General features: G+C 65.8%; 14 protein-coding genes. 10 read left to right on the forward strand and 4 right to left on the reverse strand.

Annotated features, from left to right (window positions below):
• Positions 1 to 134: 134 nt before the first annotated feature.
• Positions 135 to 1,058 (reverse strand): ornithine carbamoyltransferase, encoded by a 924-nt coding sequence (gene argF / locus CF70_RS17935; RefSeq protein WP_035867400.1) that lies wholly within the window; start codon positions 1,056 to 1,058, stop codon positions 135 to 137.
• Between the two features lie 397 nt (positions 1,059 to 1,455).
• On the opposite strand from argF, the gene CF70_RS17940 reads away from it, so the two are divergent.
• Positions 1,456 to 1,755 carry a DUF3579 domain-containing protein gene (locus CF70_RS17940; protein ID WP_035867403.1) on the forward strand — a complete coding sequence of 100 codons (300 nt, stop codon included), beginning with the start codon at positions 1,456 to 1,458 and terminating at the stop codon, positions 1,753 to 1,755.
• Positions 1,756 to 2,013: 258 nt separating this feature from the next.
• On the opposite strand, the gene rpsT is transcribed toward CF70_RS17940, so the two are convergent.
• Positions 2,014 to 2,280 carry a 30S ribosomal protein S20 gene (rpsT, locus tag CF70_RS17945; RefSeq protein ID WP_006157537.1) on the reverse strand — a complete coding sequence of 89 codons (267 nt, stop codon included), beginning with the start codon at positions 2,278 to 2,280 and terminating at the stop codon, positions 2,014 to 2,016.
• 369 nt (positions 2,281 to 2,649) lie between these two features.
• Between rpsT and murJ the strand changes: the two genes are divergently transcribed.
• Positions 2,650 to 4,203 carry a murein biosynthesis integral membrane protein MurJ gene (murJ, locus tag CF70_RS17950; RefSeq protein WP_035867406.1) on the forward strand — a complete coding sequence of 518 codons (1,554 nt, stop codon included), beginning with the start codon at positions 2,650 to 2,652 and terminating at the stop codon, positions 4,201 to 4,203.
• Positions 4,204 to 4,428: 225 nt separating this feature from the next.
• A complete protein-coding gene (locus CF70_RS17955) occupies positions 4,429 to 5,277 on the forward strand; it encodes a SirB1 family protein (RefSeq protein ID WP_035867410.1) in 849 nt (282 codons plus the stop codon).
• Positions 5,278 to 5,320: 43 nt separating this feature from the next.
• Here CF70_RS17955 and CF70_RS17960 read toward each other — a convergent pair whose 3' ends face one another.
• Positions 5,321 to 5,962 carry a VTT domain-containing protein gene (locus CF70_RS17960; RefSeq protein WP_035867412.1) on the reverse strand — a complete coding sequence of 214 codons (642 nt, stop codon included), beginning with the start codon at positions 5,960 to 5,962 and terminating at the stop codon, positions 5,321 to 5,323.
• 140 nt (positions 5,963 to 6,102) lie between these two features.
• Here CF70_RS17960 and mutL point away from each other — a divergent pair, with 140 nt between their 5' ends.
• The 3 genes from mutL (at position 6,103) to CF70_RS17975 (ending at position 9,715) form a co-directional block, all read left to right on the forward strand.
• Positions 6,103 to 8,118: a DNA mismatch repair endonuclease MutL gene (gene mutL / locus CF70_RS17965; protein WP_035867414.1), complete on the forward strand. Its 2,016-nt coding sequence runs from the start codon at positions 6,103 to 6,105 to the stop codon at positions 8,116 to 8,118.
• A 51-nt stretch (positions 8,119 to 8,169) separates the two neighbouring features.
• Positions 8,170 to 9,150: a tRNA (adenosine(37)-N6)-dimethylallyltransferase MiaA gene (miaA, locus tag CF70_RS17970; protein ID WP_051648636.1), complete on the forward strand. Its 981-nt coding sequence runs from the start codon at positions 8,170 to 8,172 to the stop codon at positions 9,148 to 9,150.
• Between the two features lie 61 nt (positions 9,151 to 9,211).
• Positions 9,212 to 9,715 (forward strand): GNAT family N-acetyltransferase, encoded by a 504-nt coding sequence (locus tag CF70_RS17975; RefSeq protein ID WP_035867419.1) that lies wholly within the window; start codon positions 9,212 to 9,214, stop codon positions 9,713 to 9,715.
• Between the two features lie 76 nt (positions 9,716 to 9,791).
• Here the strand turns inward: CF70_RS17975 and purM are convergent, their stop codons facing one another.
• Positions 9,792 to 10,844: a phosphoribosylformylglycinamidine cyclo-ligase gene (gene purM, locus CF70_RS17980; RefSeq protein WP_035867420.1), complete on the reverse strand. Its 1,053-nt coding sequence runs from the start codon at positions 10,842 to 10,844 to the stop codon at positions 9,792 to 9,794.
• A 278-nt stretch (positions 10,845 to 11,122) separates the two neighbouring features.
• Between purM and hda the strand changes: the two genes are divergently transcribed.
• The 4 genes from hda to folK all read left to right on the forward strand — a co-directional run bounded on the left by hda (position 11,123) and on the right by folK (position 14,726).
• Positions 11,123 to 11,830 carry a DnaA regulatory inactivator Hda gene (gene hda, locus CF70_RS17985; protein WP_035867422.1) on the forward strand — a complete coding sequence of 236 codons (708 nt, stop codon included), beginning with the start codon at positions 11,123 to 11,125 and terminating at the stop codon, positions 11,828 to 11,830.
• 115 nt (positions 11,831 to 11,945) lie between these two features.
• On the forward strand, positions 11,946 to 12,620 hold the full coding sequence (locus CF70_RS17990; RefSeq protein WP_035867425.1) for an HAD family hydrolase: 675 nt from the start codon (positions 11,946 to 11,948) through the stop codon (positions 12,618 to 12,620).
• Between the two features lies 1 nt (position 12,621).
• Positions 12,622 to 14,208, forward strand: coding sequence for a polynucleotide adenylyltransferase PcnB (pcnB, locus tag CF70_RS17995; protein WP_035867427.1), 1,587 nt, complete (start codon positions 12,622 to 12,624; stop codon positions 14,206 to 14,208).
• Entirely contained in the window at positions 14,208 to 14,726 is a 519-nt protein-coding gene (gene folK, locus CF70_RS18000) for a 2-amino-4-hydroxy-6-hydroxymethyldihydropteridine diphosphokinase (protein ID WP_035867429.1), read from the forward strand. The genes pcnB and folK overlap by 1 nt, the downstream gene beginning before the upstream one ends.
• The last annotated feature ends 1 nt before the right edge of the window (position 14,727 follow it).

Here is a 14,727-nt window from a genome sequence, read left to right on the forward strand (position 1 = left end):
CGGAAAAACCGCTATTTTGACACGTCCGCCCCGGCTTGGGCGGCACTTGCTGCCTTCATCCAGCGCTCAGCCAGCCTTCTGGCACCGGGTTGGCGTGCCGCATGTGCGCCAAACTTGGCGCGGTACGCCCAGGATCAGTAGCGCCCGCAGAGCAGGAATTCCATCAGGGCCTTCTGCACGTGCAGGCGGTTCTCGGCCTCTTCCCACACCACGCTCTTCGGGCCGTCGATGACAGCCGCCTCGACTTCCTCGCCGCGGTGCGCCGGCAGGCAGTGCATGAAGAGCGCGTCGGGGTTGGCGCGATCCATCATGGCGGTGGTCACCATCCAGTTCTGGAAGGCGCGCTTGCGCGCGTCGTTCTCGGCTTCATAGCCCATGCTGGTCCACACATCGGTGGTGACCAGGTCCGCGCCCTGGCAGGCGGTCAGCGGATCGTCGAACACCTTGACCAGATGCGCGGCCGACGCCGGCACCATGGCCGGGTCGAGCTGGTAGCCGGGAGGCGCCGAGAAGTGGAAAGTAAAGCCGAGCCGCTCGGCCGCCTGGATCCAGGTGTAGGCCATATTGTTGGCGTCGCCGATCCAGGCCACCGTCTTGCCGCGGATGCTGCCACGCTGCTCGATATAGGTGAAGACGTCGGCCAGCACCTGGCAGGGATGGTATTCGTTGGTCAGCCCGTTGATCACTGGCACCCGCGAATGCGCGGCGAAACGCTCGATGATGTCCTGGCCGAAGGTGCGGATCATGATGATGTCGACCATGCGCGAGATCACCTGCGCCGCGTCTTCGATCGGCTCGCCGCGCCCGAGCTGCGAGTCGCGGGTATTGAGGAAGACGGCATGGCCACCCAGCTGGTGGATGCCGGCCTCGAACGACAAGCGCGTACGAGTCGAGTTTTTCTCGAAGATCATGGACAGCGTGCGGTCGTGCAGCGGATGCCATGTCTCGTAGTTCTTGAACTTGGTCTTCAGAATCCGTGCGCGGTCCAGCAGGTACTCGTACTCGTCGGGAGTCAGATCGCTGAACTGGAGGTAATGCTTGATCGAAGTTGGGCTCATAAAACAAAGAAGGCGGCTCGGTGGTGGCTTGGCCGCCATGAAGGGTTCATGACCTGACCGTGCCGCGGAGCCGCCTTTCGCGTCGCTTACGCAATTTAACTGTAAGAATCATAAGGGATTATTGTGGCTTTGGCGAGCGCGGGCCGCGTGCCGCACGGCACGGAGGCTTATGCGCGAGTCTTATATAAGATATAATACTGGCTGATTCACGCGGGGCCCGGCATATCCATGCCACCGCCCGCTGCCGGCATCAAAAGTGCCCCCGCCGACACCGACGCCCCGCCGCCATGGCCTGGAATGAAACGAACCAATTGTTTCCTGGCCGCGTCAAACGGGCTCCCGTTTGGTCAGTCTGGCGGGTTTACCGTCGAGTCAACCGTACTATCCCCGCAGTCCAATGAATCCCACAGTTCGCGAATATTTCATCCAAGGCATCACCAAGGAAGGCAAGACCTTCCGTCCAAGCGACTGGGCTGAACGGCTGTGCGGCGTGATGGCGCAATTCCGTCCCGAAGGCGACACCGGCGATCCCCGCATCACCTATTCGCCTTACGTGCGGCCCATGATCGCGGGCGGCGTGAAAAGCGTGGTGGTCGATGCGCGGCTGCGCGACATCGAGCCCAAGGCGCTCGACTTCGTCCTTAATTTCGCCCGCGACAACAACCTGCAACTGGTCGAAGCCTGCTCACTGGAGTAAGCCCGCACCACTGCATGCCGCGGCTGCACCGCGGCCCTCCCACACCGGCAGCACCGGTAACGCGCAGGCCAAAGCAGAAAACAAAAAAAGCTCGTCGGATGACGAGCTTTTTTCGGGTAAATCGTCGCTAGACGACGCACCCCACCAACGGACTACCAGGCCAAGCCCCCGACAGCCACCGAAGCGACGCGGTAAAGCAAAATGCCCGGCATGCCGCCGGAAGGCGCCTGGCACTTGGCCCGGCGCCGGCAACTGCTATCAGGCAGCCATCGACTTGATGGCGGACGACAGGCGCGACTTGTGGCGTGCAGCCTTGTTCTTGTGCACGATCTTCTTGTCGGCGATAGCGTCGATGATCGATTGCGAGTTCTTGAAGATCTCGGCTGCAGCAGCCTTGTCGCCGGCTTCGATAGCCTTGCGGACAGCCTTGACAGCGGTACGCAGACGCGAACGCAGGCTGGAGTTGTGGGCGTTCTGGGCGACGGCCTGGCGCGCGCGCTTGCGAGCTTGTGCGGAATTTGCCATTTAAGTAGATTTCCTGAATTCAGATGCGTGCCCAGCGGAAGGACGGAGCAAACCGCGGACACAATTAAGTGCACATCAAGCGACCCGGGATGCACTGGCACACGAATCCGGAACGCAACTAGCCTTGTGAATCGGCAATTATACACACAAGAAAAAGCGGCTGGCAAGCCGAGCCACGACCCATGTGGGACGGGGTGACGCAAAGGCCAATATACGGGCGCCGGCGAGGCCGAACCGTATAATACGCGCCACACCGGCCCGCCCTGCGTGGCCTCGATGCAACTTTGGGGCGTGCCCGACGTCTGAACCCGGTTCGCACCGGCGGTCCGATCCAAGCTGCCGCCGCCTTCCCTTTGCCGCCGACCGATCTTGAACCTGCTCAAAGCGCTCGCCACCATCAGCAGCCTGACGATGCTGTCGCGCATCACCGGCCTTATCCGCGAGATCCTGATCGCCCGTGCCTTTGGCGCTTCGGACATGACCGACGCCTTCAACGTGGCGTTCCGCATTCCCAACCTGCTGCGCCGCATCTTCGGCGAAGGCGCATTCTCGCAAGCCTTCGTGCCGATCCTGGGCGAATACCATAGCAAGCGCGGCGAGGCCGAGACCCGTGCGCTGATCGACTCGGTTGCCACGGTCATGACCTGGGTCCTGATGGGCGTCTCGCTACTCGGCGTGATCGGCGCCCCGCTCGTGATGATGGTGGTCGCCACGGGCTTCCGCCAGCATGGCGGCGAGACCTACGACGCCGCGGTCTTCATGACCCGCGTGATGTTTCCCTACATCGGCCTGATCTCGCTGGTGGCGCTGGCTTCCGGCATCCTCAATACTTGGCGCCGCTTCGCCATGCCCGCCTTCACGCCGGTGCTGCTCAATCTCTGCCTGATCGTAGCCGCGCTGTTCGTCGGCCCGCATATGGCGCAGCCGATCTACGCGCAGGCCTGGGGGGTGCTGGTGGGCGGCATCCTGCAACTGGCGGTGCAGATTCCGGCGCTCCGGCGGCTGGGCGTGATGCCGCGCCTGCGCTTCAACCTGCGCGCGGCCTGGGCCGAACCAGGCGTGCGCCGCGTCATGCGGCAGATGGCACCGGCGCTGCTGGCGGTCTCGGTGGCTCAGATCAGCCTGATCATCAATACCAACATTGCCTCCCGCCTGGCCGCCGGCAGCGTGTCCTACCTGACCTACGCCGACCGCCTGATGGAATTCCCGACGGCGCTGCTGGGCGTGGCGCTGGGCACCATCCTGCTGCCGAGCCTGTCGAAAGCCAGCGCCGAGGACAACCGGGCCGAATACTCCGGCCTGCTCGACTGGGGCCTGCGCCTGACCTTCCTGCTGGCCGTGCCGTGCGCGGTCGGACTGTTCGTCTTTGGCGCACCGCTGACCGCGGTGCTGTTCAACTATGGCAAGTTCGACGCCCATGCGGTGGAGATGACCCGGCAGGCGCTGGTTTCCTACGGCACCGGCCTGCTCGGCCTGATCCTGATCAAGATCCTGGCGCCGGGCTTCTATGCCCGCCAGGACATCCGCACCCCGGTCAAGATCGCCTTGCTGGTGCTGGTGATCACGCAGTTGTCCAACTACGTCTTCGTGCCGCGCCTCGGCCACGCCGGCCTTGCGCTCTCGATCAGCTTCGGCGCCACTGTCAACGCCCTGCTGCTGTTCCTGGGACTGCGCAGGCGCGGCTTCTACAAGCCGGCCAAGGGCTGGTGGCTGTTCCTTGCCCAGTTGCTGACCGCCGTGACACTGCTGGCCGGCATGCTGCTCTGGTTCGCCCGCAACTTCGACTGGGTCGGCCTGGGCGCCACGCCGTTGCTGCGCATCGCGCTGCTGGCCTCGTGCCTGGTACTTGCGGCGGTCGTCTACTTCGGTACACTGTGGCTCATGGGGCTGAGATACTCCGCTTTCAAGCGGAGAGCCGGCTAAGAGGCCCCCGCCTGCCAATCCAGCCAGTCGCGCCAGCGCGGCGCAAGGGCTGCGGCAGCGCGCGGTGCAGGGTCAAGGCAACTGAGGTTGTGTCAGAATGAGACGAAGCGGTTCTGCCCAGCAGGCAGGCGGACGCGGACGATGCCTATGCACCGTCCGGGAACGCCAGCCATGCCGCCAGTTTCGATCTCGAACAGCCGCCAGGCCGCATTCAGGAAAGCCGCAATGACAACCACGAAAGTCCTGGAATACTTTGCCAGTCTCGTGGCGGACGAGGACGGTATCCCGCTTACCGAGACGGTGCTCTCGATCGCCCAGGACGCCTACCCGGACCTGGACCTGCAAGCCGAACTGGCCATGCTCGACATGCTCGCGGTACGCCTGAAGCGTCGGATCGCCGAAGGCACGCCGGCCATCCAGCGCATGCGCCTGCTCAACCATTTCTTCTACCGCGACCTGGGTTTCGGCGCCAACGCGAACGACTATTACGATCCCGACAACTCCTACCTGAACGTCGTGCTCAAGCAGCGGCGCGGCATCCCGATCTCGCTGGCGGTGCTCTATATGGAGTTGGGCCAGCATATCGGCCTGCCGCTCAAGGGCGTGTCCTTCCCCAACCATTTCCTGGTGCGGATGTCGATTCCCGCCGGCGAGGTGGTGGTGGACCCGCTCACCGGCGAGACGCTGTCGAAGGAGCAGTTGCAGGAGATGCTCGACCCGCACCTGGAGCGCGAGGGCATCGCAGACCCCAACGAGGTGCCGCTGGGCCTGTTCCTGCAGGTGGCGAGCCACCGCGAGATCGTGGCGCGCGTGCTGCGCAATCTCAAGTCGATCTATCTGCAGGAATCGCGCTGGCAGCGCTTGCTGGCGGTACAGAACCGCCTGGTGATCTTGTTGCCAGGCTCGATCGAGGAAGTGCGGGACCGCGGCCTGGCCTATGCCAACCTGGAGTGCTTCCGGCCGGCGCTGGCCGACCTGGAAGCCTACGTGATGGCGCGCCCGGATGCGGCCGATACCACCCAGATCCGCGACCGCATGCCAGCGTTGCGCATGATGAGCCGCAGCGTGAACTGAAGCCCGGGCAGGGGCAGGGGCAGGCCCCGGCCTGCCCCGCCGCTCAGGAAGGGCGGCGCCTGGCGCCCCGCACAAGCTTCCACAACCCGCCCAGCACCAGCGGCACGACCGCCGCGCCGATGCCAGCCAGCACGATCAGGTTCAGGTATTGCTTGATGAACGGCAGGTTGCCGAAGAAATAGCCGGCAAACACCAGGCCCAGGACCCAGGCCATCGCACCAATCACGTTGAACATCTGGAACTTGGCGAACGTCATCTGCGACACGCCGGCGACGAACGGCGCGAAAGTACGCACGATCGGCAGGAAACGGGCCATGACCAGCGTCTTGCCACCGTGGCGCTCGTAGAAATCGTGGGTCTTGCGCAATGCCTGCTGGTCCAGGAAGCGCCAATGGCCGTCGAACACCTTCGGGCCGACCCAGCTTCCCACCAGGTAGTTGACCGTATTGCCGCCAATCGCCGCCACCAGCAGCAGGCCGACCAGTGCCCACTCATTCATCGCATGCGTGGCGCAAAAGGCGCCGGCGATGAAGAGCAGCGAATCGCCCGGCAGGAAAGGCAACACCACCAGGCCTGTCTCCGCGAAGACAATGGCAAAGAGGATGGCATAGACCCACGCACCGTAGTTCTCGATGACGGTGCCAAGGTATTTGTCGACGTGCAGCAGCATGTCGAGAAACTGCAATACGATATCCAATTCGATCCCCGTTCTGAATTTAGACGACATCATACAAGACCGGACCGACGCCCAAGTCACCTGATCCGGCCGCAATGTGCTTCTCCCACGCGCCCGGGCCAGCGGCGCACCCACGTATAATTCCGCCCATGCCTGCCCTAGACCCGCGCCCCGCCCAGCCGCCCCGTCCCATCCGCCCCCTGCCCGACCAGCTGATCAGCCAGATCGCGGCCGGCGAGGTGGTGGAACGCCCCGCCTCGGTGGTCAAGGAACTGCTTGAGAACGCGCTGGACGCCGGCGCCACCCAGCTTAATATCCGGCTGGAAGAGGGCGGAGTGCGGCGCATCGTGATCGCGGACAACGGCTGCGGTATCCCTGCCGCCGAACTGCCGGTCGCACTGATGCGCCACGCCACCAGCAAGATCGCCTCGCTGGACGAACTCGAATCGGTGCTCACGCTGGGCTTTCGCGGCGAGGCGCTGGCTTCGATCGCTTCGGTTTCCGAATTGACCCTGACCAGCCGCACCGCCAGCGATTCGCATGCGACGCAGGTCATCGCCGACACCGGCGAAGTGCAGCCCGCGTCCGGCGGCGTGGGCACCACCGTCGACGTGCAGCACCTTTACTTCAACACGCCAGCGCGCCGAAAGTTCCTCAAATCGGAACAAACCGAGTTCGGCCATTGCCTGGAGATGGTGCGGCGCGCGGCGCTGGCGCGGCCGGACGTGGCCATCTCGGTCCATCACAATGGCAAGCCGATGGAGCACTGGAATGCCGGTGATGTCGCCACGCGCACGGGCCAGGTGCTCGGCGCCGACTTCGCCAACGCCCGCCTGCCCCTGGATGAGGAAGCCGGCAACCTGCACCTGTACGGATTTGCCGGGCTGCCCACCGCCTCGCGCGGGCGTCCCGACCAGCAGTTCTTCTTCGTCAACGGCCGCTACGTCCGCGACAAGCTGCTCACCCACGCCGTGCGCAGCGCCTACCAGGACGTGCTGCACGGCGACCGCTTCCCGTCCTACGTGCTGTGCATGGACCTGCCGCCCGAGATGGTGGATGTCAACGTGCACCCGTCCAAGATCGAAGTGCGTTTCCGTGAATCGCGCGCGGTGCACCAGTTCGTCTACCACGCCGTGCAGCGCTGCCTGGCGCGCCAGGCGGGCGAACAGGGCGACAGCCTGCATACCGCGTCCGATATGGACGATACTGCCGCAGGGGAACGCCTTGGCGGCCCCGGCGGTTTCCCGGGCGCGCGCGGCATTGGCGGCGGTTCCGGAGCCTCCGGCGGCTTCGGTGGATCAGGCAGGAGCGGCAGCATGGGTGGTGGTGGCGCCAGCCCGCGCCCGTGGGTGGACTATACGGCCGCCGCGCGCCAGACCGAACTCGGCGTTGCCCAGCCCCGCCAGGCCTACCTCGGCATGGTCCGCGATGCGATCCAGCCGGGCAACGGATTTTCGCGCGCCTCCGCCGGCCCTGCCAGCACGCCCCCGGCCTGGCTGGCCGATGCGCAGGCCGCCCGCGAGAACGACCCGCCTGGCCTGCTCGAGCAGCTTCCAGGGCAGGAATTCACCGAGGACGATGCCAGCCCGCTGGGCTATGCCATCGCGCAGCTGCACGGTATCTATGTACTGGCGCAGAACGCGCGCGGCCTGGTGCTGGTGGATATGCACGCCGCCCACGAGCGCATCCTGTACGAGCAGATCAAGACCGCGCTGGAAACGCGTGAACTGGCGGTGCAGTCGCTGCTGATCCCGGTCACGCTGACGGCCAGCCCGGTGGAGATCGGCACTGCCGAGGAGCACCAGGAAACCCTCACCCTGCTCGGCTTCGACATCGCGCAGGTCTCACCCACCACGCTGGCGATCCGCGCCATCCCGTCCCTGCTCAAGCAGGCCGACACCGAAGCCCTGGCGCGCGACGTGCTGCGCGACCTGCACGCCTTCGGCGGCTCGCGCGTGCTGGTCGAACGCCAGAACGAACTGCTCGCCACCCTGGCCTGCCACAGCGCGGTGCGCGCCAACCGCAAGCTCACGCTGGAAGAGATGAACGCGCTGCTGCGCCAGATGGAACAGACCGAGCGCGCCGACCAGTGCAACCATGGACGGCCCACCTGGGTGCAGTTGTCGGTGGCCGAACTCGACCGCCTGTTCTTGCGCGGCCAATAGACTGCCGTGTCGCAGCCCGCCGCCAGTTCCGCCAACCCGGTTCCCTCCGCCTTGAACGCCGCACCAGCTCCCGCCAGCCTCGGCGCAGACCTCCCGCCCGTGGTCTGCCTGCTCGGCCCAACCGCCTCCGGCAAGACCGCCGCCGCGCTGGCGCTGGCGGCGCAAGCCCCGATCGAGATCATCAGCCTGGACTCGGCGCTGGTCTACCGCGAGATGGACATCGGCACCGCCAAGCCCTCGCCCGCCGAGCTCGCCGCGGTGCCGCACCACCTGATCGACATCATCGACCCGGCAGACAGTTACTCCGCCGCCCAGTTCGTCACCGATGCCGAACGCCTGATCGGCGAGATCCGCGCGCGCGGCCGCGAGCCGCTGATTGTCGGCGGGACCATGCTGTACTACAAGGCCCTGACCCAGGGCCTGAACGACCTGCCGCAAGCCGACCCGGCGCTGCGCGCGGAACTCGACGCGCTGGCCGCCGAGCGCGGCTGGCCGCTGCTGCACGCCATGCTGGCCGAAGTCGACCCGGTGACCGCGGCACGGCTGGCGCCCAACGATGCCCAGCGCATCCAGCGCGCGCTGGAGATCCACCGGCTGTCCGGGCAACCGATGTCGGCGCTGCTGGCGCGGCAAGCCGACGAACGCACTTTTGCCGGCGCCGCCGACCGCCGCTATCGCGTGATCGCGCTGGAGCCGTCCGACCGCGCTGTGCTGCACGCGCGCATCGCCGCCCGCTATGACGCCATGCTGGCCGGCGGCTTTATCGAGGAAGTGGAACGGCTGCGCGCGCGCGGCGACCTGCAGCCAACGCTGCCGTCCATCCGCTGCGTAGGCTACCGCCAGGTGTGGGAGTACCTGGATGGCGAAACCGACTTCGCCACCATGCGCGAACGCGGCCTGGCGGCTACGCGCCAGCTCTGCAAGCGCCAGCTCACCTGGCTGCGCAGCACGCCCGAGCGCGAAGTGGTGGACTGCCTGGCGACGGATTACGTCGCACAGGTGGCACGGCTGGCAAGGATTGGGCAGGCCTAGGCCAGATGTGACGAGTAGGCGATAATCGCCCTTTATTACCTGCCGATGCGTCAAACCCGCCATGCCCACTACCGATTTCGTACTGCGCCCCGCCACGCCTGACGACTGCGAGAGCTTGCTCGCGCTGATCACGGGACTGGCCGAATACGAGAAACTCACCCACCTGGTCGAAGCCACGCCGGAAAAACTGCGCGAAGCCCTGTTCGGCGCGCGCCCGCATGCCGAGGCCGTGCTGGTGGAGGTGCCGGGCGCGCAAGGCGCGAAGGCGGTGGGCTTTGCCTTGTTCTTCCACAACTTCTCGACTTTCCTGGCCAAGCCCGGGCTGTATCTGGAAGACCTTTATGTCGATCCGGCCTGGCGTGGCCACGGACTGGGCAAGATGTTGCTCAAGCATCTTGCGGCGCTGGCGGTGGAACGCGGCTGCGGCCGCTTCGAATGGAGCGTGCTGGACTGGAACACGCCGTCGATCGAGTTTTACCGCGCGATGGGAGCGGACGTGATGCCGGATTGGCGGATTTGCCGGGTTACAGGGGAGGCGCTGACGAAGCTGGGCGCGGCCGGGTAAGGCCGCCACTGCGCCCCGCGCAAACAAAAACGGCACATGCGCAAGCATGTGCCGTTTTGCGTTGGAAGCGGACCGCTCAGACCACGATGGTCTGCGCCTGGCCTTCTTCGCGCTCGCGGATCTCGCCGATCTGCCACACGGTTTCACCAGCTGCCTGCAGATGGCGGATGGCGCGGTCGGCGTCTTCCTTGGCAACGATCACCACCATGCCGATGCCGCAATTGAACACGCGGTGCATTTCGTCGTCGGCCACGTTGCCTTGCGCCTGCAGCCACTGGAACAGCGGCGGCAGGGTCCAGGCGTCGCGCTGCAGCACGGCGGTCACGCCCTGCGCCAGCACGCGCGGCACGTTTTCGGTCAGGCCGCCGCCGGTGATGTGGGCCATGCCCTTGACCGGCAGCGTCTCGATCAGCGACAACAGCGGCTTCACGTAGATGCGGGTGGGCGCCATGATGGCGTCCTGCAGGCGCTGGCCGTGGAAGTCTGCGTTCAGGTCCGGCTTGGCCACTTCGATGATCTTGCGCACCAGCGAGTAGCCGTTGGAGTGCGCGCCAGACGAAGCCAGGCCCAGCACCACGTCGCCCGGCACGATGGTGCTGCCGTCGATGATGCGGCTCTTTTCGACCGCGCCCACCGCGAAGCCGGCCAGGTCGTATTCGCCGTCGGGATACATGCTCGGCATCTCGGCAGTCTCGCCGCCGATCAGCGCGCAGCCGGACAGCTCGCAGCCCTGGGCGATGCCCTGGATCACGGTAGCGGCGGTATCCACGTCCAGCTTGCCGCAGGCAAAGTAGTCGAGGAAGAACAGCGGTTCGGCGCCCTGCACCAGGATGTCGTTGACGCTCATGGCCACCAGGTCCTGGCCCACGGTGTCGTGGCGGTTAAGCTGGAAGGCCAGCTTGAGCTTGGTGCCGACGCCGTCGGTGCCGGACACCAGCACCGGCTCCTTGTACTTCTTGGACAGTTCGAAGAGCGCGCCGAAGCCCCCGATGCCGGCCATCACGCCCTCGCGCATGGTGCGCTTGGCGAACGGCTTGATGCGGTCGACGAGCGCGTCGCCCGCGTCGATATCGACGCCGGCATCGCGGTAGGAAAGGCCTGCCTGGCCGGAAGTGGGGGATGCGCTCATGGGAACCTGCTTTTCCTGGAGTATGAAGTGAGTAATGCGGCGCTCACGACGGCGATTTGCGGCCGCGAGTCCAGTAGAATCGCAATTTTAACGGATACAGGCTTCCGGCTTCCAGTTTCCGGTGTCCCGCGTCATGAAGTGTTGCCCCCAGCCCTTACCGATGAAGATAATTTTGGCAGCCTCCCGCCTTCCCGCCAGCGCCATCCAGGTGGTCAGCGCCGGACTGTCGCGACGCGTTTACCCGATAGCTGACCTTTACCCCAAGTAACCGATAAGCCATGTTTCCCCGCCCCAAGCAGCTTTCGCTTGAACTTGGCAGTCCGCCGCCGTCGACCTTCGAGAATTTTTTCGTGGCCGCAAACCGCGAGCCCGTGCAACGCCTGCACGACCTCGCCGCCGCGGTGGCCCAGGAGCGCGCCGCCGACCGCCTGATCTACCTGTGGGGCGAGGTGGGCTCGGGCCGCACCCATTTGCTGCACGCGGTCTGCGACAGCGGCTACCAGGCCGGCATCAGCTGCCGCTACCTGAGCCCGCATCATGCCTTGTCGGATTTCATCTTCGACCCGAGCTGCCAGCTCTACACCGTGGACGATGTGGAGCTGCTCGACGAAGCGCGCCAGATCGCCGTGTTCTCGCTCTACAACGAGGTCCGGGCCCACGTGCGCACCGCCATCGTGGTGGCCGGCAGCCAGGCGCCGCTGGCCATGCCGGTGCGCGAGGACCTGCGCACCCGGCTGGGCTGGGGCCTGGTCTACCAGCTCGCGCCGCTGTCGGACGAAGACAAGATGACGGCGCTGGTGCAGGCTGCGCGCGAACGCGGCCTGCAGCTTTCGCCGGAAATCCCGCACTGGCTGGTCACGCGCAAATACCGCGACATGCCCAGCCTGATGGCGCTGCTGGACGCGCTGGACACCTATTCGCTGGAGCGCAAGCGCGCCGTCACCCTGCCCCTGCTGCGGGAAATGTTTGCCGAGTTGCGGGAGTGAGCGCGGGCTGCCGGCACGGCGCGCACGGCACTTGGCATGTCCCGTGCTTGTATTCGTTGCCAGCCGGTCACGTTAAAGAAACGGCCACAGTCACGTTAATGTAAAATCGCCGCCCATGAATCTGGCATTGTTCGACCTCGACCACACCTTGCTCCCGACCGACAGCGACCACGAATGGGGCCGCTTCCTGGTGCGCCTGGGCGCTGTCGACGAGGAATCCTACCGCCGCAGGAACGATGAGTTCTACGGCCACTACAAGGCTGGCACCCTGGATATCCAGGCTTTCCTGCGTTTCGCGCTGGCGCCGCTGGCGGCCAACCCGCGCGACCGGCTCGAAGCGTGGCGGGGTCAGTTCATGCGGGAAGTGATCGATCCGGTGATGACGCCGCAGGCGCGGGCGCTGGTCTACAAGCATCTCGACGCCGGCGACCTGTGCGCGGTAGTCACCGCCACCAACAGCTTCGTCACCGCCCCGATCGCGGCGGCCTTTGGCATCAAGCACCTGGTCGCCACCGAGCCGGCCACCGCCAATGGCAAGCCCGACGGCGCCTTCACCGGCGAAGTCGCAGGCACTCCATGCTTCCGCGAGGGCAAGATCGCCCGCGTCGAAGCCTGGCTCAAGAGCATGGGCACCCAATGGGATGCCTTCGAAAACACCACCTTCTACAGCGATTCGGCCAACGACCTGCCGCTACTGGAAAAGGTCAGCGAACCGATCGCCGCCAACCCGGACGATCGCCTGCGTCACCACGCCGCCGCGGCCGGCTGGCGCATCATGGATCTGTTCTGACGTGATCAAGAAGCTAATCAACCGGCTGCTCGGCAAGCCGGGCACCCAGCAGCGCCCCGCCAAACGCCGCGGCGGACGCGCCCATACGCCGAATATCGTTGCGCATGCCGAACACCAGATCGACCAGTCGCTGATCTCGCGCAACGCCATCAAGGTCACCTCCACGCTGCAGCAGGCGGGCTACCAGGCCTTTATCGTCGGCGGCGCGGTGCGCGACCTGTTGCTGGGCATCAAGCCCAAGGACTTCGACGTCGCCACCAACGCCACGCCCGACCAGGTGCAGGCGCTGTTCCGCCGCTCGCGCATCATTGGCCGGCGCTTCCAGATCGTGCACGTGACCTTCTACGGCGGGCGCGATCAGGAGATCATCGAGGTCTCGACCTTCCGCGCTCTGGTGGACGCGGTCGCCAGCGAGACCCTGCCCGAAGGGCGCCGTCTCAAGCGCGCGGAGCTCGATAGCAAGACCCACGCTATCGACGCCTCCGGACGCGTGCTGCGCGACAACGTATGGGGCTCGCAGGCGGAAGACGCGGAACGCCGCGACTTCACCATCAATGCGATGTACTACGATCCGGCCGAGCAGACGGTGTATGACTACCACCACGGCATGGAAGACATCCGCGCGCGCACGCTGCGCATGATCGGCGACCCGGTCACGCGCTACCGCGAAGATCCCATCCGCATGCTGCGCGTGGTGCGTTTCGCCGCCAAGACCGGTTTCACCATCGACGAGGAAACCCGCCAGCCGATCGCCGACCTCGCCTCGCTGATCCATAACGTGCCCAGCGCGCGCCTGTTCGACGAGATGCTCAAGCTGCTGATGTCGGGCCACGCATGGGCCTCGCTGCAGGAGTTGCGCAAGGCCGGCCTGCACCGCGGCCTGCTGCCGCTGCTGGACGTCGCGCTGGAGCAGCCGATGGGCCAGCGCTTCGTGCAGCTGGCGCTGGATAACACCGACCAGCGCGTGCAGGTCGGCAAGCCGGTGTCGCCGGGCTTCCTGTTCGCCGCGCTGCTGTGGCACCACGTGCTGCAGCGCTGGACCACGCTGCGCGAGGAAGGCGAGCACGCCATCGCCGCGCTCAATATCGCGATGGACGATGTGCTGGAGCGCCAGACCGGCCAGCTCGCCATCCAGCGCCGCTTTGTCACCGACATGCGGGACATCTGGGGCATGCAGCCCCGCTTCGAGAAGCGCGTGGGCCGCATGCCGTTCCGCCTGATCGAATCGCCACGCTTCCGCGCCGGGTTCGACTTCCTCTACCTGCGCTGCCAGTCCGGGGAGCAGCCAACCGAGCTGGCGCAGTGGTGGCAGGATTTCCAGGACGCCGATAGCCATGGCCGCGAGGACCTGATCGATGCCGTGCGCCCGGTGCGCGGTGGTGGCAGGCAAGGCGGCGGCGGCAGCGAGGGCGGCGAGCCGGCCGACGATGGCGAAGGCGGCGCTCCGGCGCGCAAGAAGCGCCGCAGGCGCAGTCCGCGGAAATCGGATACAGTTTCTTCGCGGAGTGATTTGGACGCGAGCCCGGATTCCGGCTCCACTGCAGACCGGAAAGCCGGCAAGGTACGCGTCCAGCCGGAGGAATCGTAATGACACTTGCCTTTATCGGCATCGGAGCCAACCTGGGCGACGCCCGGCAAGCCCTGAAAGATGCCATCGTATGCCTGGCGCAGCAGGTCGGCATCACGGTGATGGCGAGATCATCGCTCTATCGCACGGCTCCGGTCGATGCGACGGGCGGCGACTATTACAACGCGGTGGTCAAGGTGGAAACCTCGTTCACCGCTGCGCAGCTGCTGCGTATCTGCCACCACATCGAGGACCAGTTCGGGCGCGAACGGCCATTCCGCAACGCGCCGCGCACCCTCGACCTGGACCTGCTGGTGTTCGGCGACGAGATCCACCAGGACGAAAAGCTCGTGGTGCCGCATCCGCGCGTGGCCGAACGCGCCTTCACGCTGGTGCCCCTGCTCGAACTGGATGCCGGCCTGGTCATCCCGGGACTTGGCCCCGCGGCGGATTACCTGGCCGCGGTCAGCGGGCAGCGTGTCGAGAAAGTCTCGTTCTGCCAATGCACGCGGCAGCGGGATGCGCGCGACGCTTCCTGAT

The organism is Cupriavidus sp. SK-3, assembly GCF_000611145.1.
In the GTDB taxonomy this organism is placed as follows: Bacteria; Pseudomonadota; Gammaproteobacteria; order Burkholderiales; family Burkholderiaceae; genus Cupriavidus.

Bases quoted from the DNA above. Each gene is read 5' to 3' on its own strand.
- argF (WP_035867400.1), bottom strand. From the start codon at position 1,058: ATGAGCCCAACTTCGATCAAGCATTACCTCCAGTTCAGCGATCTGACT.
- hda (WP_035867422.1), top strand. From the start codon at position 11,123: ATGTTTCCCCGCCCCAAGCAGCTTTCGCTTGAACTTGGCAGTCCGCCG.
- CF70_RS17955 (WP_035867410.1), top strand. From the start codon at position 4,429: ATGACAACCACGAAAGTCCTGGAATACTTTGCCAGTCTCGTGGCGGAC.
- rpsT (WP_006157537.1), bottom strand. From the start codon at position 2,280: ATGGCAAATTCCGCACAAGCTCGCAAGCGCGCGCGCCAGGCCGTCGCC.
- CF70_RS17940 (WP_035867403.1), top strand. From the start codon at position 1,456: ATGAATCCCACAGTTCGCGAATATTTCATCCAAGGCATCACCAAGGAA.
- purM (WP_035867420.1), bottom strand. From the start codon at position 10,844: ATGAGCGCATCCCCCACTTCCGGCCAGGCAGGCCTTTCCTACCGCGAT.
- mutL (WP_035867414.1), top strand. From the start codon at position 6,103: ATGCCTGCCCTAGACCCGCGCCCCGCCCAGCCGCCCCGTCCCATCCGC.
- folK (WP_035867429.1), top strand. From the start codon at position 14,208: ATGACACTTGCCTTTATCGGCATCGGAGCCAACCTGGGCGACGCCCGG.
- CF70_RS17975 (WP_035867419.1), top strand. From the start codon at position 9,212: ATGCCCACTACCGATTTCGTACTGCGCCCCGCCACGCCTGACGACTGC.
- CF70_RS17990 (WP_035867425.1), top strand. From the start codon at position 11,946: ATGAATCTGGCATTGTTCGACCTCGACCACACCTTGCTCCCGACCGAC.